Origin of the sequence: Paenibacillus roseus, assembly GCF_016424485.1 — a bacterium.
Classification (GTDB): Bacteria; Bacillota; Bacilli; order Paenibacillales; family Paenibacillaceae; genus Paenibacillus_D; species Paenibacillus_D roseus.
On sequence record NZ_JAELUP010000061.1, the window covers coordinates 1 to 21,962 of the forward strand.

23 protein-coding genes and 2 riboswitches are annotated in these 21,962 nt (G+C 50.4%); all 23 genes read left to right on the forward strand.

The window, feature by feature from the left end; genetic code table 11:
- Window positions 1-234: hypothetical protein (locus tag JFN88_RS11370; protein ID WP_199019416.1), on the forward strand; the 234-nt coding region annotated here is incomplete at its 5' end.
- Window positions 235-365: 131 nt separating this feature from the next.
- Entirely contained in the window at window positions 366-788 is a 423-nt protein-coding gene (locus tag JFN88_RS11375; protein ID WP_199019417.1) for a YceI family protein, read from the forward strand.
- Between the two features lie 247 nt (window positions 789-1,035).
- Window positions 1,036-1,236, forward strand: a riboswitch (cobalamin riboswitch).
- A gap of 178 nt (window positions 1,237-1,414) precedes the next feature.
- On the forward strand, window positions 1,415-2,203 hold the full coding sequence (locus JFN88_RS11380) for a DUF4430 domain-containing protein (RefSeq protein ID WP_199019418.1): 789 nt from the start codon (window positions 1,415-1,417) through the stop codon (window positions 2,201-2,203).
- Window positions 2,204-2,790: 587 nt separating this feature from the next.
- A complete protein-coding gene (locus JFN88_RS11385) occupies window positions 2,791-6,426 on the forward strand; it encodes an S-layer homology domain-containing protein (protein ID WP_199019419.1) in 3,636 nt (1,211 codons plus the stop codon).
- 110 nt (window positions 6,427-6,536) lie between these two features.
- Window positions 6,537-7,556: a DUF4430 domain-containing protein gene (locus tag JFN88_RS11390; protein ID WP_199019420.1), complete on the forward strand. Its 1,020-nt coding sequence runs from the start codon at window positions 6,537-6,539 to the stop codon at window positions 7,554-7,556.
- Window positions 7,540-8,445: an energy-coupling factor transporter transmembrane component T gene (locus JFN88_RS11395; RefSeq protein WP_199019421.1), complete on the forward strand. Its 906-nt coding sequence runs from the start codon at window positions 7,540-7,542 to the stop codon at window positions 8,443-8,445. The genes JFN88_RS11390 and JFN88_RS11395 overlap by 17 nt, the downstream gene beginning before the upstream one ends.
- Entirely contained in the window at window positions 8,418-10,157 is a 1,740-nt protein-coding gene (locus JFN88_RS11400; protein WP_199019422.1) for an ABC transporter ATP-binding protein, read from the forward strand. The genes JFN88_RS11395 and JFN88_RS11400 overlap by 28 nt, the downstream gene beginning before the upstream one ends.
- Window positions 10,127-10,819, forward strand: coding sequence for an ECF transporter S component (locus tag JFN88_RS11405; RefSeq protein ID WP_379166701.1), 693 nt, complete (start codon window positions 10,127-10,129; stop codon window positions 10,817-10,819). The genes JFN88_RS11400 and JFN88_RS11405 overlap by 31 nt, the downstream gene beginning before the upstream one ends.
- A 120-nt stretch (window positions 10,820-10,939) precedes the next feature.
- Window positions 10,940-11,608: a stage II sporulation protein R gene (gene spoIIR, locus JFN88_RS11410; protein WP_199019423.1), complete on the forward strand. Its 669-nt coding sequence runs from the start codon at window positions 10,940-10,942 to the stop codon at window positions 11,606-11,608.
- Window positions 11,609-11,784: 176 nt separating this feature from the next.
- Entirely contained in the window at window positions 11,785-12,852 is a 1,068-nt protein-coding gene (locus JFN88_RS11415) for an L-threonylcarbamoyladenylate synthase (RefSeq protein ID WP_332908467.1), read from the forward strand.
- Window positions 12,853-12,924: 72 nt separating this feature from the next.
- The gene (locus tag JFN88_RS11420) at window positions 12,925-13,485 is read left to right on the forward strand and encodes a manganese efflux pump MntP (protein WP_199019425.1); all 561 of its coding nucleotides are present in this window, start codon (window positions 12,925-12,927) and stop codon (window positions 13,483-13,485) included.
- Between the two features lie 97 nt (window positions 13,486-13,582).
- Window positions 13,583-14,167, forward strand: coding sequence for a low molecular weight protein arginine phosphatase (locus tag JFN88_RS11425; protein WP_199019426.1), 585 nt, complete (start codon window positions 13,583-13,585; stop codon window positions 14,165-14,167).
- A 54-nt stretch (window positions 14,168-14,221) separates the two neighbouring features.
- A riboswitch (ZMP/ZTP riboswitch) is annotated at window positions 14,222-14,302 on the forward strand.
- Between the two features lie 198 nt (window positions 14,303-14,500).
- Window positions 14,501-14,959, forward strand: coding sequence for a ribose 5-phosphate isomerase B (gene rpiB, locus JFN88_RS11430; protein WP_199019427.1), 459 nt, complete (start codon window positions 14,501-14,503; stop codon window positions 14,957-14,959).
- Between the two features lie 13 nt (window positions 14,960-14,972).
- Window positions 14,973-15,581, forward strand: a complete 609-nt coding sequence (locus tag JFN88_RS11435) for a TIGR01440 family protein (RefSeq protein ID WP_199019428.1) — start codon at window positions 14,973-14,975, stop codon at window positions 15,579-15,581.
- Between the two features lie 54 nt (window positions 15,582-15,635).
- Complete coding sequence (glyA, locus tag JFN88_RS11440; RefSeq protein ID WP_199019429.1) at window positions 15,636-16,883, forward strand: serine hydroxymethyltransferase; 1,248 nt, start codon at window positions 15,636-15,638, stop codon at window positions 16,881-16,883.
- Window positions 16,884-17,132: 249 nt separating this feature from the next.
- The gene (gene upp, locus JFN88_RS11445) at window positions 17,133-17,768 is read left to right on the forward strand and encodes a uracil phosphoribosyltransferase (RefSeq protein WP_199019430.1); all 636 of its coding nucleotides are present in this window, start codon (window positions 17,133-17,135) and stop codon (window positions 17,766-17,768) included.
- A 30-nt stretch (window positions 17,769-17,798) separates the two neighbouring features.
- A complete protein-coding gene (gene wecB, locus JFN88_RS11450) occupies window positions 17,799-18,947 on the forward strand; it encodes a non-hydrolyzing UDP-N-acetylglucosamine 2-epimerase (RefSeq protein ID WP_269846554.1) in 1,149 nt (382 codons plus the stop codon).
- Window positions 18,948-19,137: 190 nt separating this feature from the next.
- A complete protein-coding gene (locus tag JFN88_RS11455) occupies window positions 19,138-19,359 on the forward strand; it encodes an AtpZ/AtpI family protein (protein ID WP_199019432.1) in 222 nt (73 codons plus the stop codon).
- Window positions 19,352-19,732, forward strand: coding sequence for an ATP synthase subunit I (locus tag JFN88_RS11460; protein ID WP_199019433.1), 381 nt, complete (start codon window positions 19,352-19,354; stop codon window positions 19,730-19,732). The genes JFN88_RS11455 and JFN88_RS11460 overlap by 8 nt, the downstream gene beginning before the upstream one ends.
- Window positions 19,733-19,741: 9 nt before the next feature.
- Entirely contained in the window at window positions 19,742-20,515 is a 774-nt protein-coding gene (gene atpB, locus JFN88_RS11465; protein ID WP_199019434.1) for a F0F1 ATP synthase subunit A, read from the forward strand.
- A gap of 99 nt (window positions 20,516-20,614) precedes the next feature.
- Window positions 20,615-20,827 carry a F0F1 ATP synthase subunit C gene (gene atpE / locus JFN88_RS11470; RefSeq protein WP_199019435.1) on the forward strand — a complete coding sequence of 71 codons (213 nt, stop codon included), beginning with the start codon at window positions 20,615-20,617 and terminating at the stop codon, window positions 20,825-20,827.
- A 112-nt stretch (window positions 20,828-20,939) separates the two neighbouring features.
- On the forward strand, window positions 20,940-21,425 hold the full coding sequence (gene atpF, locus JFN88_RS11475) for a F0F1 ATP synthase subunit B (RefSeq protein ID WP_199019436.1): 486 nt from the start codon (window positions 20,940-20,942) through the stop codon (window positions 21,423-21,425).
- The gene (locus JFN88_RS11480; protein ID WP_199019437.1) at window positions 21,422-21,961 is read left to right on the forward strand and encodes a F0F1 ATP synthase subunit delta; all 540 of its coding nucleotides are present in this window, start codon (window positions 21,422-21,424) and stop codon (window positions 21,959-21,961) included. Before atpF ends, JFN88_RS11480 begins: the two co-directional genes overlap by 4 nt.
- Window position 21,962: the final 1 nt, after the last annotated feature.

Genomic DNA, 21,962 nt, shown 5'->3' on the forward strand with positions numbered 1-21,962 from the left:
AAAACTTCTGAAATTCCGGACGCTGCTAAAAAGCAATCGGGCGGAAAAACCGGTGTAAAAGCAGGTAAAGCAGATAAAGCAGATAAAGATCAGGTTACACTCGAGGAAGTAGAAGGCGTGAATGTGGAAGACATTAAAGCGAATGCCCAAGAAGGAAAAATAATAAAAACTTCTGAAATTCCGGATTCTATTAAGAAGCAGCTGAGTGGAAAAACAACAGGTGTAAAAAAATAAACCATCATAAGATGGGGATGTCCCATAAGTGTTAAAACCAAAAAGTTGGGCGGAACATGGTTTCCGTCCAACTTTTTTACGCAAATTCACCTTGTTTAAGTTCCTAAGTTCGTTGAACATGAACCGGTTTCATGCGGACTCGCGGAGATAAAGGTTCCTGCTCTTGTAAAGCGGAAATTCAGGGTTCCGGCAGCATAGCGATCGATCAGCTCAACTCCGACAGCAAGCAACGGGATGAACATATTATAGGTGCGGATTACTTCGATGCCGAGCAATTCCCGACCGCTGAATTCATAGCGGACTCATTCTCGGGACTTCCGGACAAATGGATTGAAGATCAGGCATATCCCTTTACGATGAATGGCAAGCTGACGGTGCGCGGCATTGAAAAAGAGGTAACCTTCACCGGACAAGCCTTGTATACGGATAACCAAATTAAATTATCCAGTCAAACCGTCGTCACTTTCACCGACTTTGGCATGGTAAGCCCGCACTCGATCGTACTGAGCGCGGAAAATGACGTTAACGTTCATCTTGAACTCGTTTTGCGTTGATTCCGACAAGGTCGGCAAATCGACGAATTCATATTGGGCAATAATAAAACCAGTGATGGCGAAGAGCATTCTCTCTTTGCTATCACTGGTTTTATTTATCCTAATGATAGGATATTGAAAAAACTTATTGATTTATTTTGGCCGGAGCACTCTCTCGCTGCCGAGTGCATAAGTCATGTGATCTATATTCCGATTGCAATTTGCGGAAATTATAGTATACTCTAAATCGGTTGGGAAATTTCAACAACTAAATACCCTCCATAATGGTGCTTATCTTCGCGGCTTAACAGCTGGATGAGATAGGCTTAATAGGGAAGTCCGGTGCAAAACCGGCGCGGTCCCGCCACTGTAAAGCGGAGCAGGCTGTAATCACCCACTGTGCAAACGGGAAGGGACAGCCTTAGCAATGATGCTGAGCCAGGAGACCTGCCACTATGGAACATTACCGCGCTCACGAGGATGAGGAGGAGGTGAAACGGGACTACATATGCCGTCCAGATAATACCCTGGTCCGGCTGTCTCTGCATTCGCATCTTTCTTCAATGAGGAAAGGTGTATTTGTGTTTTCCAGAGGTTATCTACCTGCAGTTCAACACCCACTTTAATTGACGGAAGGAATGTGAAATATGAAGACAAATGTATGGAAGAAAACGCTAGGTTTATGGCTCGGTTTACTGCTTCTTCTTTCTGTACTTCAGCCTGCCCTGGCAATGGCGGCCGGCAGCAGCTCGACCGGAGTGCCGGTACAGGTCCGTATTGAAGGATGGAGCCAGACGATTGTTCCGCTTAAGCAATTTAACATTGCCGCATATGATATTACCGATACTGTGGGGAACAACAGCGTCGGCAACTGGTATCAGACCAGTTCGACACCGCTTGTTATTCACGCCATCATTAAAGCGCTTGAGCTTGATGGATTTGATGTAACGGACCCTGACGTCATTGATGTCCCGTATGGCGGAAACTACATCAGGGGTATTGGTGGAGAAGCGGAGCGTAGCCAGGGCACTAACTCCGGCTGGATGTATAAAGTTAACGGCGTACTTCCGCTTCTTGGGGTAGGGCAGCAAACATTGCAAGCTAATGATTTGCTCGAAGTATATTTTATTGGCGACTACAACACTTACGATTTCGGTAAAATCACGGCATCGGCAACCTCGATTCAGGCTGGACAAAGCGTAACATTTACCGTAACTGGCGAGCCTTCAAGCTGGGGTACTCCGCTACCGTTCGCCCCGATATCCGGAGCTACCCTTAGCATTAATGGGGCTTCGAGCGTCTACACCACGAATGTCAGCGGACAAGCAACCGTTACATTTAACACACCAGGAACTTACAGAGTCACCGCTAACAAATTTGGCGCCAATTACTATAATCTGGTCCGTCCGGTTCCCGTTGTTATTCAAGTGAATTAGTGAATTGGAATTCCATTGTCCTAAATAAAGAAATCATTGTAACAAGTCACGGTGCTTTTGTTGCTGTGACTTGTTTTTCTAGCAATATGGAATTAATAAATATGGCTCAAAACCAAATTAGTGCTGGACCTCTAGGGAGGAGGGTAGCGCTACAGGGCAGAGGATTCTTCCAATCGCTGTTAAAGCCTGATTCCTTTATTTGATAGAGGTTTGCAGGGAGAATCGGGCTTTAACATAGTTTTCATTCATGCGCATATAATTTCCTCGTAGTCTATGAGTTTAATGCTCATCATAAGTCGAGAGAATTCATGATATAACAATCGAGCAGTCGTCGCCCATTGATTGCTGTCGTTGCATATGTAAATCAATTTTTTGAAAGGATAGTGAGCATGAGAACCAATGTGTGGCAAAAGATTCTAGTATTGTGGTTGTCTCTACTTTTATTGTTATCGGGGGCACAGCCTCTTATTATTCATGCAACCTCAAACGATTCACCTGCTGTCGCTGCTATAGCTGAATCAGAGGAAACAACTGACTCCGCAATAACTGACAATGAACCGGCTAAGGAGCAGGAGATTCCATTGAATATGGAAGAAAAGAGTGAAGATGCTCCTGTTCCACTTGCTGCGGACGAAGCGGGTAAAAAGGAAGAAGATACACGAGCAAAAATTACTGATCCTCAGGACATAATCGAAAAAGTAGGTAAATGGATTTTATTTGACACGAATTTTGGAGTGTATAACTCGCTCAATGACTGGGATGCAATGGCATTAGCCTTGGGGGGGCTAGAGGTGCCAAGGATTTATTACCCGGTTGTGAAAGATTTTGTAGTTGTAAATAAGGCAATAACAGATAAGAGTACGGATATTCAAAGAACATTAATGGGAATTACAGCTGCTGGTCTGAATCCTGAGAATGTGGGCGGGTTTAATCTAGTTGAAAAAATATACAATCATCCCAAAATGTTGTCTCAAGACGCCAATGCAGCAACCTACGCCCTTATTGCCTTGGACACGCGCAAATTCGAAGTGCCGGAGAATGCTTTATGGACACGAAGTAAGCTAATTGAACGTTTATTAACTTTTCAGCAAGAGGACGGTAGTTTCATAATTGGTACCGAAGGCAGAACTTCATCGGACCCGGACACGACTGCCATGGCTATTCAGGCACTCGCCAGTTATCAGGATCGGCAGGAAGTGAAAGCAGCGATTGAACGTGCCTTGAATTGGCTATCCAGTGTGCAGACGAGAAGCGGCGGATTTGTTTCTGCGATGGCAACAAACGGGGAAGAATCCAGTGAAAGCTCGGCACAAGTCGTTATTGCTTTATCTGCTTTGGGAATCGATTCTAAAACGGACCCGCGCTTTGTGAAGCAGGGAGGCAGTGTATGGGATGCTTTGTCCAGCTTCATCTATGTTGTGGAGAAGAATCCTGATTATATTGCCTTCAGGCACATGCATACTCATTCTGTGGTCAATGTGATGGCGACCCATCAAGGCGTGCTGGCCGCTGTCGCTTATAAGCGGTTTCTCGATGGCAAATCCAGACTCTACGATATGACCGATGTGGTTCAAATTCCTGAGCCGGCGGAAAACAGGTGGCCGACGACCGCAGAACCCGAAATTATTGATTTTACTCAGGAGCAGATTGATACCGGAATACTAATTGTTGTAGCTCAAAGGACAAGAAATTTAATTGTAACCATACCTGCAGAAAATAAGTATGAGGTTAAAGTTGAGCCATACGGAACTACTGTTCCGGGGCTTGATGTCAAATATGGAGATGTTTCGTTCTATCTGCCGCGAACTAGAATTCAGTTGAACGGAAGCAAGCTCCTTCTTCCGAACGTCCTGCCGGACTCCCCGGAAAAGCTTCAAAGAGATATCAATTTGCAGATCGCACCAGCCAAAATCAAAGAAGTCAAGTCAGCCATCCGCTTCGGAGGGAAGACTTCGACCTCATTCGAGGGTCATGCGACGATAACCTTTAACGGGCAAGGCGATTATCAAGCGGGCTATTATGATGAAAATGATCAATTCCATCCCATCCCTCTAAACAAGGATGCTTCGCTTGCCGCATATTCGTATGAGGAAGATGGGAATCTGGTCGTAAAGATCAATCGATTTGCGGCTATTGTTACATATCGGCCTGACAACAGCGGCGGCAATCCGTCTCCGGGCAGCGGCGGCAGTGATCCTGCAGTGAAGCTGTCCATTGAAAAAATCTCTATCAATGAGGGCTACATTGTAGAGCCGGTGCTCGTTCCGCTTGCGGAAGGGGATACCGCTTATTCATTAATGCGGCGCTATGCTCTAAACCGCAATATCTCCATCAGGGCCATTGGGTCGGGCAGCACGCTATATGTACAAGGAATTGATGGACTGTCTGAATTTGACCATGGCCCTTATAGCGGATGGATGTATTCGGTTAATGGCGTGTACCCGGACCACAGCGCAGACACCAAGTTTCTCAAAGATGGCGATGTTTTGAGATGGAGATATACGAAAGATTTGGGCAAGGATATTGGGGGATATGATTCTATAGTCAGCTCCAATAACAGGGAGGAATTGCAAAAGAAGCTTGCAGAGGTTCAGGCTCTTAAAGAGGCCGACTATACAGCTTCGTCCTGGCGTGAACTGAAGCGGGTTATCGACCTGGTAGAGAATGCGCTCAAGGACAATGCTTACAATGACCTGGAACTTGTCAAACTGTTGAGGGAATTAATCGATGCCCAGAGAAATCTGGTGCCAGCCGCCACCCTGCTGGAGAACTTGAATGCCTTCATTCAAAAATCAGCCGATTGGATTTTGAAAAATACAGATTTCAAGACCTATGATCCCTTCCATGATTGGGACGCAATTGCTCTGGTGCGCTCAGGCAAACAAGTTCCTGATACGTACTACAGGTCACTGGAAAGCTATGTGAAGGAAGTGAACGGCAGCTTCCGCAAAGTGACCGATTATGAACGCACCGTGATGGCTGTTGCAGCCATTGGGAAAGACCCTGCCGCAATTGCCGGATTCGATTTTCTGGAGAAAATCTACAACAATGAGCGATTGACCGCGCAAGGCACGAATGGAGCGATCTATGCCCTGATTGCCTTTGATGCTGCGGGCGCAAAAATTCCGCTGGGCGCTAAATGGAACCGCGAGCGGTTGATAGATTGGCTCCTGACCCAACAGAATAAAGATGGCGGCTTCCCGCTTAGCAAAGATCAGGATGGAGAAAGTGATGTGGATGTCACGGCTATGTCTCTTCAAGCACTGGCTGGTTATCAGCATCAGGATAAAGTAAAGCAAGCCAGAGATCAAGCACTGGAATGGCTGTCCAGGCAGCAGCTTGAAAATGGCGGCATGAACGCTTGGGGCAAGGAGAACAGCGAAAGTGTATCCCAGGTCATCATTGCCTTGTCTGCACTGGGCATCCCGCTGGACGATAAGCGTTTCGTGAAGGAAAAAGGCAACCTGCACAGCAACCTGATCCGTTTTGTGAATGCGGATGGCGGCATCGCTCATAGCGTTGGCGGAGAGTCCAACTTCATGGCGACCCATCAGGGTCTGCTGGGATTGCTCGCTCACAAGCGGTTCTTGCAAAAGGAAAAGGCGCTTTATGATTTCTCGGACATCCGAAAAACAGGTGCGCAAATGGAAGGAAAGCCGGATATAAGCAAATTATTCAAGGATGAATCGAACATCTCGCCATGGGCAGTTGATGCGGTTCACAAAGCCGCAGCAGCAGGGTTCGTTCAGGGGACGGGCGCTTCGGGGCAATTTATGCCGGAGCATGAGATGACACGAGCTGAATTTGCCGCCGTATTGGTTCGCTACTTGGGATTAAATATTGAAGAGCAGACCAATTCGGTATACACTGATGTAATGACAGATCGCTGGTATGCAGCATCCATCGCCGCAGCCAGCAAAGCAGGGATTGTAACAGGCTCCGGTGCAGGCGCCTTCAGACCGGGTGAATCGCTCACGCGTCAGGAAATGGCCGTCATGCTGGGCAGGGCGCTAGGATTTGCAGATGCCAGGCAGACCAGCGGCAAGCAGCCTTCTGACCTGCAGCAAGTATCGCCGTGGGCGGCTCCATCGGTGACTTATCTCTATCAAGCAGGCTTGATGACAGGGGAGAACGGTGCGTTTAGTCCTGCGGGACACGTAACACGCGAGCTTGCCGTATTTATTTTGATGCAATTTTACGAGTCTGACAAACAGGCTGCTTAAGCAAGCGCCTATCAAATTTAGAACCATACAGGAAAAAGAGACGACTCGTCTCTTTTTCCTGATTAAAAGGGCCAACTGCAATTTCACAAGAATGGAGGCGACCGATTATTTTGCATCGGACACAAAGGCGCTGTCTGCTTCTTGTCGCAGGCTTCATCCTGCTGGCAGCTATTCTGGCAGGCTGCTCAATCGGGGAATCTAACGAGATATCAGAGCAAGGGGACAAGGTTTCCAATGCCGCTCACAAGCAGGACGTTGAGCAGGATAATGATGGGACAGAGCAATCGCATAGCGATATAGGGAGCAGCCGGCAGGAGGAAGCCGCCTTGTCGGGCGGCAAATCCGATGGGCAGCCTGTAGATGAGACCGGGAATCAGACCAAGGGCGCAGAAGAATCATCGGCCTCGCCTGACGCACAGACGGCCGCTGATTCAAACGAGCAACCGGCCGCAAATGGGAAGGGAGACTCGGGCAGCCCCGCTGGTGCAGCAGGCGGCGTCGCAAAAGGGGAAGAGACGGACAAGGAAGGAACGAGGTCTTCCAGCGTGGAGACTGTCCCTTCAGGTGGAACATCCAAGTCAGCCGGGCAAGCAGCCTCTGGTTCTTCTGAAAAACCGTCCTCGGGGACGGTGAAGACGCCAAAGCCTGCCGACTCCGCTGCTCCGCCCAACAGCGAAACAGGCAGGGCGGGCAGTACGGCTACCGAGCCGTCCCAAGCAGCCGGGGACAAGGATACGAAGTCTTCTGCTGCCCGCAAGCAGGATACAGTGAACTTCACCATCGTCGGGCCGTCTGATGTGGGGGATATTTTGAAGACGACCGAGGTCAAGATTGAAAAGAACGATACCGTGCTGGATGTGCTGAAACGTGTGACGCGTGCCAACAAGATTCATATGGAGTTCCGCGGCAGAGGCGCAACCGCCTATATTGAGGGGATCGATAATATCTACGAATTTGATTACGGCTCCGGCAGCGGATGGATGTACAACATTAATGGCAAGTATCCAAACCGCGGAGCTGGCGTATGGTCTGTCAAGGCGGGAGACAAGATCGAGTGGCGCTATACCGAGGATCTGGGCAAGGATCTTGGCGTAGAGATGGGCGGTTTATGGGATGGAAAAGAAGAATAAATGGCCCGGCGGCTTTTACTCGCTTCATCCGGCCATAAGCTTCATTTATTTTGTCGTCGTCTTCGGAGCAGCGGTCATGCTGAAGCACCCGCTCTACCTGCTGACCGTGCTGGCCGTGGCAATTGCCATTGCTGTTTTGCAGGATGGGGGCCGCGGACTTGTGAGGCCGCTGCCTTTTTACCTGTTGATGGCACTCATTATCTTCATTAGCAATCCGTTGCTTACGAGCCGGGGCAGGACGATTTTATTTTATTTCAGGGATTTGCCGGTCACGCTTGAGGCGATTGCTTATGGAGCGATATTTGCCGTGTCGCTGCTTGCCGTGCTTATCGGATTTATCGGCTACAACAGCATCATCACCCCGAACCGTTTCTTATATTTATTTGCGAGGTTAGCGCCGCGCACTGTATTGGTCATTACTGTAGCGATGCGGTTTGTCCCTTTGCTGAAGCGCCGGATTATGGAGATCATCCGGGTGCAGAAATCTCAGGGATATTTTTTATATAAAAAGAAGAAGTGGCTTCAGGCCAAAGAAGCGATGGAGACGATGCATACGCTGGTCAGTTGGTCGCTGGAGGAAGCGCTCCAGACCGGCATGTCGATGCGCTCCAGAGGCTACGGATTGGGCAAACGAAGCTCGGCGGTCGTCTACCGGATGGAACGCCGGGACTGGCAGATGCTTGTGTGGCTGGCGGTTACCGGTCTGCTTACATTAATTGGGGCTGCGCTTGGCTACGGTCGTTATTCGGTTTATCCGAAGCTTATGCTCCCGGATTTATCGTATTTAACCGTATTGCATTATGCCTGTTTTGCCGGTTTTTTACTGGCGCCGATTGTAATGGATATCAGAGAGGTGATGAGATGGCGCGCTATCAGATCCGGAATGTAACCTTTACCTTTCCCGAACAGGAGGAGCCTGCCCTTCACGGCATATCTCTGGATATAACGGAAGGGGAGTTTGTCCTGCTCTGCGGTTCGACAGGTTCGGGGAAGACGACGTTCATCCGTCATTTGAAACGGGAAATCTGGCCGGAAGGAAAGCGCACCGGGAGCTTCCTCTACGACGGCTGTCCGCTCGAAGAACTTCCGCCGCAGCGTGCGGCTTCGGAGATCGGAATGGTGTTCCAGGACCCCGAAGCCCAGATAGTGATGGGCACGGTAGAGCAGGAATTGGCATTCGGGTTGGAAAATCTGGGCTTCCCGCCTGCCGTTATCCAGCGCAGGATGGCGGAGATGGTCTCCTTCCTCGGGATGGAGGGCTGGCTCAGGCAATCTGTACATGAGCTGTCCGGCGGGCAAAAGCAGCTTCTGAATCTGGCTTCGGTGCTGCTGCTGCGTCCGAAGGTGCTGCTGCTGGACGAACCGACCGCACAGCTTGATCCGATTGCAGCCAAGGAGTTTTTACAAGTGTTGCATCGACTGAATGAGGAAATGTCCATAACTGTTGTGATAGCCGAGCATCGGCTGGAGGAACTTTTCCCATACGCAAGCCGTGTCTGTCTGTTCCATAGGGGCACGGTGAAATATGCCGGCCCGGCCCGCCAGGTAATTGCAGACGTATGGGCTAGCGGCGATAAAGCAGCGCGGACATTCCTTCCGGCTGTCAGCCGCATGGCATTGGCATGGCCAGACCGCCAGGCAGAAGCCATCCCGCTTACCGTTAAGGAAGGAAAGATGTGGATGGCGCGGGTGGAGGGAGAGCGGGGAGCCGGCCGTGATGCAGGAGAGTCTTCTCAACCTTCGCCTGTTGATGATGCACCAAGCAGCGGCAAACTTCGTATACGCGGCCGTTCCTCCGCGGATGCCATCATGCTCAAGTGCCGCTCGGTCTTTTTCCAGTATGAGAAAGACTCGCCGTTTCTGCTGCACGGCTGCTCCTTTGAAGTTCGCAAAGGGGAACTGATGGCGCTCATGGGAGGCAATGGAGCAGGAAAATCAACCTTGCTGCGCGTGCTGTCCTCCCTGCTGAAGCCGCAAAGAGGAGCGGTAGAACTGGACGGGAAGCCGCTGTCCAAGTGGAAGGAGAAGGAGCGGATCGCCCGTATCGGCTATCTCGCGCAAAATCCGCTGCTTTATTTCAACCGCGATACTGTACGGGAGCTGTTGGACGAGCGGCTCAGCAGGCTTGATCTTTCAGAAGCGGAGCAGAAGCGCCGACTGGAGGAGATGGTAACCCTGTTTGAACTCGAGCCGATTTTGAACCACCACCCTTATGATATTAGCGGCGGTCAGCAGCAGAAGACCGCTCTGGCTCTTGTTCTGCTCGCTGATCCTGAGCTGTTGCTGCTTGACGAGCCGACCAAAGGCCTGGACCCCTATCAAAAGGAAAAGTTGGCAGAGCTGTTGGGAAAATGGCTTCAGGGCAGCCGTTCCATTCTGATGGTCAGCCATGATGTGGAGTTCGCAGCCCGCTATGCCACCCGAAGCGCAATGCTGTTCAACGGATCGGTGATTGGACCGGAGGAAACCTCTTCCTTTTTTCAGCAAAATTATTTCTACACTACGGTAGTCCAGCGTGTCGCGGCAGAGCGGTGGCCTTCGCTGGTGACCGAAGAGGATGTGATCAATAGGTGGCAGGCATTCGCCAAGGGCTCTACCTAAGCGGTTTCGCGATCGCTTTTGTGCTGCTGATTGCAGCGCTATGGCGGGAGGAATATTATCTGCCGCTGAGTATTATTATGATTGTAGCTGTCATGATACCTTTCTGGGTCCGATTTGAACGCAAGTCCTTCCATGCCGAAAGCATGGTCATGATTGCGATGCTGGCAGCGATTGCCGCAGTGGGGCGTGTGCCTTTCGTCTCGCTCCCCAGCGTCCAGCCAACCTCCTTTGTCATTATTGTAAGCGCGCTGGTGCTTGGACCGGAGGTGGGCTTTATTGTAGGCAGTGTGGCTGCGGTGGTGTCGAACCTGTTCCTGGGACAGGGGCCGTGGACGCCCTGGCAGATGTTTTGCTGGGGGATGATGGGCTTCTCCGCCGGACTGTTGCGACACCGGCTATGGATGGCGACGCGCTGGGGCCGGATCGCATTCGGATTTGTCTGGGGCTTTCTGTTCGGCTGGATCATGAACATTTGGTATATTATCGGTTACTTCGGCGAGATGACCTGGCATACTTTTGCCATGGCTTATGCGGCGAGCTTTTATTTTGATTTGGCCCATGCGCTGAGCAATGTGTTTTTCCTGGGACTGTTCGCCGGACGCTGGATCAAGATATTGACCCGGATGAAGGTGAAGTACGGTGTGCTTCAAGAAGATTCGTGATTGAAAGTTTTGGAGATTGATAGGTTTAAAGAGTGAGCAGGCGGACATACTAGGGACATAGACGTTCCGGAACGCAAGCGGCGCACCGACGGGTGCGGATGAGAGGAGCTTGTGTGTCATATGGTAATCCGCAATCATACTCGTAATTCGTTTCGCAAGTCGTTTGGTCTTCTGGTCTTTGCTTTGGCTGTTCTTCTGATGAGCTGGGAAGGGCATCGCATTGATGCTGCAGTTGTAAACGGGGCTATTCCTGAGGAAGCGATCCGGCTGCGTGTGCTGGCCAACTCGGATTCTCCCCAGGATCAGGCTATCAAACGTCATGTGCGTGATGCGATCGTGGAGCAAATGGCTGGCTGGGCGCAAGGCCCTCAGACGATCGAGCAGGCGCGGCTGATGATCGAATCCCGTCTTCCAGAGCTGGAACAGACTGTTGGCGAGGTGCTGGAGACCCGGGGTTTCACATACGGATACAAGGTAGAGCTCGGGGTCGTCCCTTTCCCTACCAAAATGTACGGAAAAACCGTCTATCCGGCTGGCGATTACGAGGCATTGCGAATTACGCTCGGCAGCGGTGAAGGACAGAACTGGTGGTGCGTGCTGTTCCCTCCCCTTTGCTTTGTAGACGGCGTGAGCGGGGAAGCGACAGTGTCGGCAGCGGCTATGGAATCTCCAGACAATTCGGCAACAGGCGGCACTGCGGATGCGTTCGAGGCTCCAGCGCCGGAAGTGAAATTTTTTATCTGGGAGCTTATCCAGTCTGTCATAGATTTTTTCAATGACCTGTTCTAATCGACGCTATCAGATGGCCCGGTATGGTTCATACATCGGGTCATTTATTTTTGTTTTATGGTATAATTACTCGTCAGTCAACAGATTTGGCTATATAAGCTGAACCAAAGAAACGAAAATCGCTGTTTGATTTGGGCCTTATTTTCAACATAAAGGATGAGTGCGAAGTGGAACCCATAAATACCCGTGTCTGGCATCTGCAGCAGGATGAGGAGTCAAACAGGCAGGATATCGAGGAAGCGGCGGCTTGTCTCAAGGAGGGCAAGACGGTCGCTTTCCCGACAGAGACGGTCTACGGCCTCGGGGCAGATGCCCGAAACACAGATGCTGTAGCAAAAATTTTTACGGCCAAAGGACGGCCCTCAGATAATCCGCTCATTGTTCATATTGCCTCTACAACTCAGCTTCTCCAACTGGTCAAACCGTGGGGAGAACTCGCTGACCGATTGATGAAGCGTTTTTGGCCGGGAGCTCTAACCATTGTGCTGCCCGTCAAGGAGGGTGCTGTATCCGCTCTTGTCACAGCGGGCCTGGATACATTGGGCGTGCGAATGCCGCAGCACCGTACCGCACTGCGGTTGATTGAGTCGTCCGGCTGTCCGGTAGCTGCTCCGAGCGCCAATCGTTCCGGACGTCCAAGCCCGACGCTTGCCGCGCATGTAGCTGAAGATTTATCCGGCAGTATCGACGGCCTGGTTGACGATGGTCCGGCGGGTGTCGGGCTGGAATCGACCGTTATTGAAATTGTAGAAGGTCTATCGGGAGAGGCAATTCGTATTCTGCGCCCCGGAGGGGTAACGCGCGAAGAGTTGCAGAAGCTGGGGCATATTCTTGAGGAAAGTGATCCGGCTGGCAGCATAGGACCGGAAGCGGCTCCCCGTTCTCCAGGCATGAAGTACAGGCATTATGCCCCGCGGGGAAGCGTGCGGGTCGTGGATGGAGAGCCAAAGCATGTGCAGGCGCATATTCGGCGCGAGCTTGCCGCCGCATCCATTCGGGGCGAACGCACAGGGGTGCTTGCTTTTGAAGAACATGCAGGCAGGTATGAGGCTGATCTGGTCCTCTCCTGCGGCAGCTTGTCCGACATACGCAGCGCTGCGCACGGTCTGTATGCCGCGCTGCGTGAATTCGACACCCAGGGCATTGAGCTGATCTGGGCTGAGGCGTGCAGGGCCGAGGGAATAGGAGCTGCATATATGAATCGTCTGATTAAAGCGGCGTCCAATCAGCTTCAGCATGTCTAGGCCTGGCTGTTCGTCATGATCCTGAGCCTGTCCGCATATGAATGAGAGAGAAGCGGACAAGGGGGTATATGGATGATAGCAGCAAACGCGTATGCGGGCCAATTTCTGACTATCCTTTTTATGGCGATTGCGCTCGGCATGGACGCGTTCTCGCTTGGCATCGGCATCGGGTTAAAGGGGATTCGTCTCCGGGATATTTTAATACTGAGTTCAGTCATTGCGCTGTTCCATATTTTAATGCCGCTAGCTGGCATGTTTACCGGCGGTTATATGAGTTCATTGCTTGGCGATGTAACAGTACTGGCAGCTGGCGGGTTGCTCATCTTGCTCGGCGGTCATATGATATATAGCTCGTTCAGAGGAGATGCTGTCCCCTCCTTCAATCACCGCACTTTGTGGGGCGTGCTGGTCTTTTCGCTCAGTGTCAGTATTGATTCGTTCTCCGTCGGTGTTTCGCTTGGAATGTTCAATACGGATTTGCTGATGACGGTCATGATGTTCGGCATTTTTGGCGGGTTGATGTCTGTGATGGGTTTGCTGCTTGGCAGACGTGTCAGCCATAATTTGGGCGAGTACGGAGAAGCTTGCGGGGGGATGGTTTTGCTCGCATTTGGGGTCATGTTTTTATTATAATTAAAACGTGGTAAGCTATGACATATAAGATGAACAACAAACAAAGTCGGATGACCACAGTGTACATGGATGATAGAACCAGAAGGAGGCGCACAGCATGAAACGCATCTTGTTTGTATGTACAGGCAACACTTGCCGAAGCCCGATGGCAGAGGCGCTGCTCAGACAAAAGGCGGCTGTCGCAGGGCTTTCTGTTGAATCCCGTTCCGCTGGAGTTTCGACCATGGACGGGCTTCCAGTATCTCCTTTTGCTTTGCAGGCGCTTGCTGCGATGGATATCGTTCACTCTGGCTCTTCGAGAACGGTGACTGCCGAATCGGTCGCAAGGGCGGATTTGATTTTAACTATGACTACAGGGCATAAACGCCATTTGCTGGAGCGCTATCCGCAAGCTGTAGATAAGGCTTATACATTAAAGGAATACGTAGAAGATGATCCCGGTGTGCTGGCAGATATTGCAGAGCTGGAGACGCTGTATACCGAACTGCATATGAATCGGGTGCTGGGAGGCAAGCTTAGTGACAAGCAGCGGCAGCGCGTGCTGGAACTGGAGCGACGTATTCCCGGATTCGATATCGCCGATCCATTCGGCGGGCCGCTTTCCCGATACGAGCAGGCGGCAGATGAGATTTCCATCTTGCTGGAGCGTCTTGTGAACAAGTTGCGGAGCGGGGAAATTTAGGCGAACAGAAGATTGATTTTGCTGCGAAATTCCGTTATGATGAAGAAGATAAAGCAGATCCGGTGTAACTGGCGACGAGAGTGGGTAACCACGATGGAGCATCGGAGTAAACGGCCGGTCGCCTGGGCAAAGAGCTTGCGTGTGTAGTTTGCGCGCTTGCTCTTTTTCGTCTTTTTTGGGGATATGTGCATTTATAAATTTCTTGGGAGAGTGTCGCTGAGCTAGGAATTCTTGTCTTTTAAGATAGGACGAATCAGGTATAATAAGTACGAGCGAAATGAAGCTTATGCCCGGCAAAAGACCTTGGGCAGATCTTATGAGGGGGATTTATGAATGAAAATCGCTATTGGTGCTGATCATGCCGGCTACCGGCTAAAGGATGTTATTGTGCCTTTCCTCCAGGAACTCGGTCACGAAGTTGAGGATTTGGGATGCAATTGCGAGCAATCTGTCGATTATCCGGATTATGCGATCACCGTATGCGACCGCGTCGTTCAGGGCGCCGCTGACCGTGGAATTCTGATCTGCGGCACCGGAATCGGCATGTCCATCGCGGCTAACAAGGTCCCTGGCATTCGATGTGCGCTGGTACATGACCTGTTCTCGGCTAAGGCAACGCGTGAACATAACGATACCAATGTGCTTGCACTGGGTGAGCGCGTTATTGGCCCGGGGGTAGCCCAGGAAATTATTCGTATCTGGCTGGAGACGCCTTTCTCCGAAGGGGAGCGCCATACCGGACGGGTCAACAAGGTTAAAGAACTGGAACACCGGTTCAGCCTTCAACCGTAAAGGACGGACCCTCATGGATACCAGACTTCAGGAAATTACTATGCAGATGGAGACGCTGGTCCGAGAGCTTGCAGCTGCGGGCGGACTAAAGCCTGGCCAGCTTCTCGTAATCGGAGTCAGCACCAGTGAGGTGCTTGGCCGCCATATCGGAACGGCAGGTACGCTGGACGTAGCGCAGGTTATTTATGAAGGAGTAGCTGCTGCTCAGGCGCAGCTTGGATTTTACCCGGTCTTTCAATGTTGTGAGCATCTGAACAGGGCGCTTGTCCTGCCGAGGGAAGCGGCGGAACGCTATGGTCTGGAGGAAGTTGCCGCAGTCCCGGTTCCGGGGGCGGGCGGTTCAATGGCCGCCTATGCTTATCGGCATCTGAAGGATGCTTGTCTGGTGGAGACGGTACAGGCTCACGCTGGAATTGATATCGGGGATACGTTCATCGGGATGCATCTGCGGCGGGTAGCTGTGCCGGCGAGACCGTCAATCAAGCAGTTTGGCGAGGCGCATATAACGATGGCCTGGACAAGGCCAAAGCTGATCGGCGGCGCACGGGCCGTCTATACGATCAATGATTTTAAAGTTGAAGATTCACCCTCTGTGAATTATCAACCAGATACCTGTATGTAATTTTATTTATATAAATATTTTGCCGTCAACACGGTTTCAGGAGGAGAAAGTACAATGGAAAACTTACGCAAGCAGGACCCTGAGATTTTACACGCGCTTAATCTGGAGCTTCAACGTCAGCGCGACAATATTGAATTGATCGCTTCCGAGAATATTGTAAGCGAAGCGGTTCTGGAAGCTATGGGCTCCGCTTTGACTAACAAATATGCGGAAGGTTACCCTGGCAAACGCTTCTATGGCGGTTGTGAGTATGTAGATATCGCTGAGGATATCGCACGCAAGCGTGCAATCGAGTTGTTTGGCGCCGAACATGCCAACGTGCAGCCGCACTCCGGCGCACAAGCGAACATGGCTGTCTATCTGGCGGCTCTCAAACCTGGGGATACTGTACTCGGCATGAATCTGGCCCATGGCGGACACTTGACGCACGGCAGCCCGGTTAATGCTTCCGGACTTTTGTACAACTTTGTGGCGTACGGCGTAAGTGAAGACAGCTTTACAATTGATTATGAAGAAGTTCGCAAGGCAGCGTTCAAGCACCGTCCGAAAATGATCGTTGCAGGCGCAAGCGCATATCCGAGAATTATCGATTTTGAAAAGCTCGGTCAAATCGCTAATGATGTAGGCGCGCTGTTTATGGTTGATATGGCGCATATCGCAGGTCTTGTTGCTGCTGGACAGCATCCGAGCCCGGTTCCGCATGCGCATTTTGTTACCACTACAACCCACAAAACATTGCGTGGTCCGCGCGGTGGTCTGATCCTGTGCCGCAAAGCATGGGCGCAAGCAATTGATAAAGCAGTATTCCCTGGAACACAGGGCGGCCCATTGATGCATATCGTGGCGGCCAAAGCGGTTGCATTCGGAGAGGCGCTTCAGCCTTCCTTCAAAACATATGGTGAAAATGTAGTTAAAAACGCGAAGGTGCTGGCAGAAGAACTGATTTCCCGCGGCCTGAACATTGTTTCCGGCGGTACGGACAACCATTTGCTTCTGATCGATACTCGCGGCCTGAATATCACAGGTAAAGAAGCGGAGCATGTGCTCGACCAAGTTGGCATCACAGTAAACAAAAATGCCATCCCGTTCGATCCGACCAGCCCGTTTGTAACAAGCGGCATCCGTCTGGGTACGCCTGCTGCAACTTCCCGCGGCATGGATGAGCAAGCAATGAAGGTCATTGCTGAAGTTATTTCTGATGTGCTGCACAACACCAAAGACGAGGCGGTTCTGGCGGCTTCCAAAACTAAGGTTCGCCAGTTGACAGCTCAATACCCGCTTTACCAAACTTTGAATTACTAATTTTCACTCTGACAGGGCGCTGCTCCAGGTGCGGGTAACCGCATTTTTAGGGCGGCGCTTTTGTCGACTACTCCTCATGTCTTTCCTTCAACTTATGCCAAATCATTCGGCTCAAACCTGCTTGGACTTATGGTTGAATACCCTGCCCTGTCAAAAAGTTCTCCAATTGTTTTTCGTGCAGCCTTGTCCTGACAATGCTATAATAGTTGGGATAAAAAAGTTGAACAGATGGTTAAGGAGGACGAATTCATGGGCAGATTGATCGTTTGCGATCATCCGCTAATTCAGCATAAGATGACATTTATTCGTGATAAGAATACGAACACCAAGGATTTTCGGGAATTGGTCGATGAGGTTGCGACCTTGATGGCTTATGAGATTACACGTGATGTACCGCTTGTCAGCGTTAATGTCGAAACACCGGTAGCGGTAGCGGAATGCAAGGTGGTATCGGGGCGAATGGTCGGGCTGATCCCAATTCTGCGTGCTGGTTTGGGAATGGTAGAAGGCATGCTGAAGCTGATTCCATCGGCCAAAGTTGGACATATCGGACTAGCCCGAAATCCCGAGACTCTTAGGCCCGTGGAATATTATATCAACCTGCCGACCGATGCGACGGAACGTTTGCTCATTGTCATTGATCCGATGCTGGCTACAGGCGGTTCGGCCAATGCGGCGATCGAATCGCTCAAGAACCGCGGATGCAAGCAGATCAAGCTGATGTGCCTGATTGCTGCTCCGGAAGGTGTTGAAGCTGTCCAGAAGGCACATCCTGACATTGACATTTATTTGGCGGCGCTTGACAGTCGCCTTGACGAGCATGGCTACATTATCCCAGGCCTGGGCGATGCCGGAGACCGCTTGTTTGGAACTATGCATAATTAATAAGGGGCTAACGGATTAGGAGTGAGAATGTTGTCAAAACTGAAAATAATGACGATTTTTGGGACACGTCCGGAAGCAGTGAAGATGGCGCCGCTTGTGCTGGAACTTCAAAAGCATCCGGAACATATTGAACCGCTTGTTTGCGTTACGGCCCAACATCGTCAGATGCTTGATCAGGTTTTGGATTATTTCAAGATTAAGCCAGAGTATGATCTGAACGTCATGAGAGAGCGTCAGACCTTGACAGAGACCACGGTTCGCGTATTGCAAGGACTTGAGCCTGTTTTGCATGAGTCGCAGCCGGATATGGTGCTGGTCCATGGGGATACGCAGACCGCTTTTTTGGCGAGTTACGCTGCATTTCTTCAGCAGATTCAAGTCGGGCATGTGGAGGCTGGTCTGCGCACATGGAACAAGCTGTCGCCATATCCGGAGGAGATGAACCGCCAGCTTGCCGGCGTCCTGTCTGATATTCATTTTGCGCCTACGAACCGTTCAGCGGATAATCTGCGCAAGGAGAACAAGCCGGAGTCTAATATTTATATTACAGGCAACACAGCGACGGACGTCTTCCAATATACCGTTAGCAAGGACTTTACACACCCTGAACTGGAATGGGCTAAAGGCAAGCGCCTGATTCTTATGACGGCACACCGCAGGGAGTCGATCGGCGAACCGCATCGGAATGTGTTCCGTGCCGTTAAACGGATTGCAGACGAGTACGAGGATGTTGCTATTGTGTATGCCGTGCATCTGAATCCGGCAGTGCGGGAGCCAGCCAATGAAATATTGGGCGGACATCCGCGCGTCCGGCTGATTGAGCCGCTTGATGTGTTCGATTTCCATAACTTTTATCCTCATACTTACATGATTATGACGGATTCTGGCGGACTACAGGAGGAAGCGCCTTCCTTTGGCGTGCCGACGCTCGTGCTTCGCGATACAACGGAACGTCCAGAAGGTATTGATGCGGGCACGCTTGAACTTGTAGGCACAGATGAAACTGTCATTTATGAGCGGGCCAAGGCTCTTCTGGATGATGCGGAGATGTACAGCCGGATGAGCAACGCAGCAAACCCTTACGGAGACGGGCAGGCATCTGTTCGTATTGTTCAAGCCATACTCCATCATTTTGGCAAGGTGTCTTCACGACCGAAAGCGTTCACAGAACGTTCATAATTCGTCCCGGGTGCAGGTGATGTCCCCAAACCGGACAGCATACAGTTGTACTGTATGGTTAGGAGGTCCTTTGAACCCATAGCCATCAAGGGTTTTTCGATTTAAGTTCACCAAATGTTTGAATTTATATTGATTGACAAACCTTGCGTCGCTTCGATAAAATATATGAGGATTGACAGGGGTATAAGCCATGAATCCAAAGAATAAAAGGGACAATCCGTTGCTTGCCGCCGGAATGGTTGGCGTGCTGGGCATGAATGTCGCAATTTGCATGTGCTTAGGTTATTTCGTCGGAAGCTGGCTTGGCGGCTCTAAGGGCTGGACCGTGCTAGGTCTTCTTACCGGATTGGCGGTCGGTATTCTGTCCTGCATTTTGCTTGTCAAAAAGGTTCTGGAGGATACCGATGGATGAAATCGTAAGGCGTGCGGTGCGTTCTGCCCTTTTTTTGGTGGCTGCTTGCCTTGTGGTCCGGTTTATGGTTCCTGACGGCAAAACTATTGCTGCAGGCATCATATTGGGCGTAATGGCAAGTCTTATGAATGCGCTTTTGTTGCGAAGAAGGATCAACCTGATTGACCAGGCGCTCCAGCAGGAACGCCCCAAGCGAGTTAGCATCGGGTTAGGCGCGCGATTGGCTACGGTGTTAATTGTTGTCATGATAGCGGTTAAGTTTCCGGAACAGTTCAATCTGCCGTCCACTCTGATTTCCAGTTTTTATGTGCAATTGGTAGTTTTCGCAATTGCTTTTGTTCAAAGCTTGAGAGATTCCAGCGGAAAGGGGTGAAAAACTAATATGCATGAATTCCCGATAATTGAGCTCGGGGGGCTGAGTTTCGATCTCTCTTCCATTATCGCGATTGTTGTATCCACCATCATCTGTATGGTTCTGGGTGTTCTGGCGACCAGGAAGCTTTCGGTTGCCAATCCTTCCAAAATGCAAAATTTTATGGAATGGACCCTTGAGTTCGTACACAATACGGTTGCTAGTACAATGCCGCTGGAGAAAGCGAAGAAATTCATCACGCTTGCAGCGACGCTAATCATGTTCATTTTCGTTTCCAACCTTTTGGGACTGCCATTCGGTGTAACATTCGATGCGCATCATGAGGTGAAATGGGGGAATGTGGTTGTCGTTTCTCAGGAGCTTGTTGATGAAAAGGGTGGAGCCGCTCATATTGCTTTCTGGAAATCTCCGACTGCTGATATTGCTGTGACATCAGGTCTGGCGCTCATCGTATTCTTCCTGATCCACGTGCTTGGAATCAAGATGAATGCGAAGCATTATTTCAAACATTACTTCCATCCATATCCGATATTCTTCCCGCTCAACCTGATCGAACAGGTTGCACGGCCGGTTACACTGGCACTCCGGCTTTACGCCAACATTTTCGCCGGTGAGGTTCTGATTTCTACGATTCTCATGCTGAAGTGGGTTGGTATTCCACTGCTTGCTGTATGGCAGGGCTTCAGTATTTTCGTAGGCGCGATTCAGGCTTTCCTGTTCACAGTTCTAACGATGGTATATATCGCGCAAGCGGTTGTCCATGAAGAACACGAAGCACATTGATTTCCCGTATGAACCTGAATAGAGATACTATTCTTTAATCAGGATTAGCAATATATAAACAGCAATACTAAAAAACCATCCTTAAGGAGGATCTTACAAATGGATTTATTGGCAGCAGCAATTGTTATCGGTTTGGGCGCAATCGGCGCAGGTTTTGGTAACGGTATGATCGTAAGTAAAACAGTAGAAGGTATCGCTCGTCAGCCAGAAGCGAAATCCGCTCTGCAAACGACAATGTTTATCGGTGTTGGTATCGTTGAGGTAGTGCCGATTATCGGTGTTGTACTTGGTTTCCTGATCTTCTTTGGTTAATAATTAAACTGAATCATTTCAAGGCGGGGAAGGCCTTTGCCTCCACGCCTTCGTTATGATTGTCGTTCCCTAAATCTATTAGGAAACCATTTGCGGAAAGGAGTGTTCAGCATTGAGTTTTGAATGGACATCGACAGTGATTGCCATTATTTCATTTGGCTTATTGTACTGGTTCCTTAGCAAGTACGCTTTCGGGCCGTTGTTCGGCATCATGGAGAAGCGGAGAGAACTCGTTCAAGAACAGATTTCAACAGCAGAACAAAATCGCAAGCAGTCCGAGCAGCAGCTCACTGAGCAAAAGCAAGCGCTCCAGGATGCTCGCAAGGAAGCTTACGAGATTATAGAGCAAGCAAGAGTGACCAGCAGCAAACAGGCAGACGATATTTTGGATACTGCCAAATCTGAAGCTTCCCGTTTGAAAAACGAAGCTGTCAAAGATATCGAAACCGAGAAAAACAAAGCAATCGCTGCCCTTCGCGGTGAAGTTAGCGGAATGTCTGTTAAAATCGCTTCCAAAATTATTGAAAAGCAGATTGACGAGAAATCCCAGGAGCAGCTGGTAGACAAATACCTCAAAGAGGTAGGAGGCAAATCATGAGCCGCGATACTGTCGTAGCGAAGCGATATGCCAAAGCGCTATTCGAGCTGGCGCAGCAAAACAACGCTGTGGCAGCTGTTGAGAGCGAGTTGGGGCTTGTTGCGCAGGCAATTGCCGGTGATGAGCAAGTCTCCAAATTTCTCGGAACTCCTAATATATCTTCGGACGCCAAGTCTGAATTGTTAAAGACTGCGCTGAATGGACATGTATCTGAGGATGTGCTGAGAAGTATTGATTTGCTGATCAGCCGCGGCCGGATCGGAATTATCAGTGAAGTTTATGAAGCTTACAAGAAAATCGCTGGCGAGGCGCTTGGCCAGGCTGATGCGACTGTATACACAGCCCAGAAGCTCTCGGAAGAAGAGCTAGCCAAGGTGGCTGCGCAGTTCGGCGCATTGATCGGCAAGAAGATTCGTGCAACACAAATCGAAGCGCCTGCATTGCTCGGTGGCATTCAAGTGCGTATAGGCGACCGCCTGTATGACGGAAGCTTGTCCGGCAAGCTGGAGCGTCTCGAAAAATCGTTGAAAGCATAAA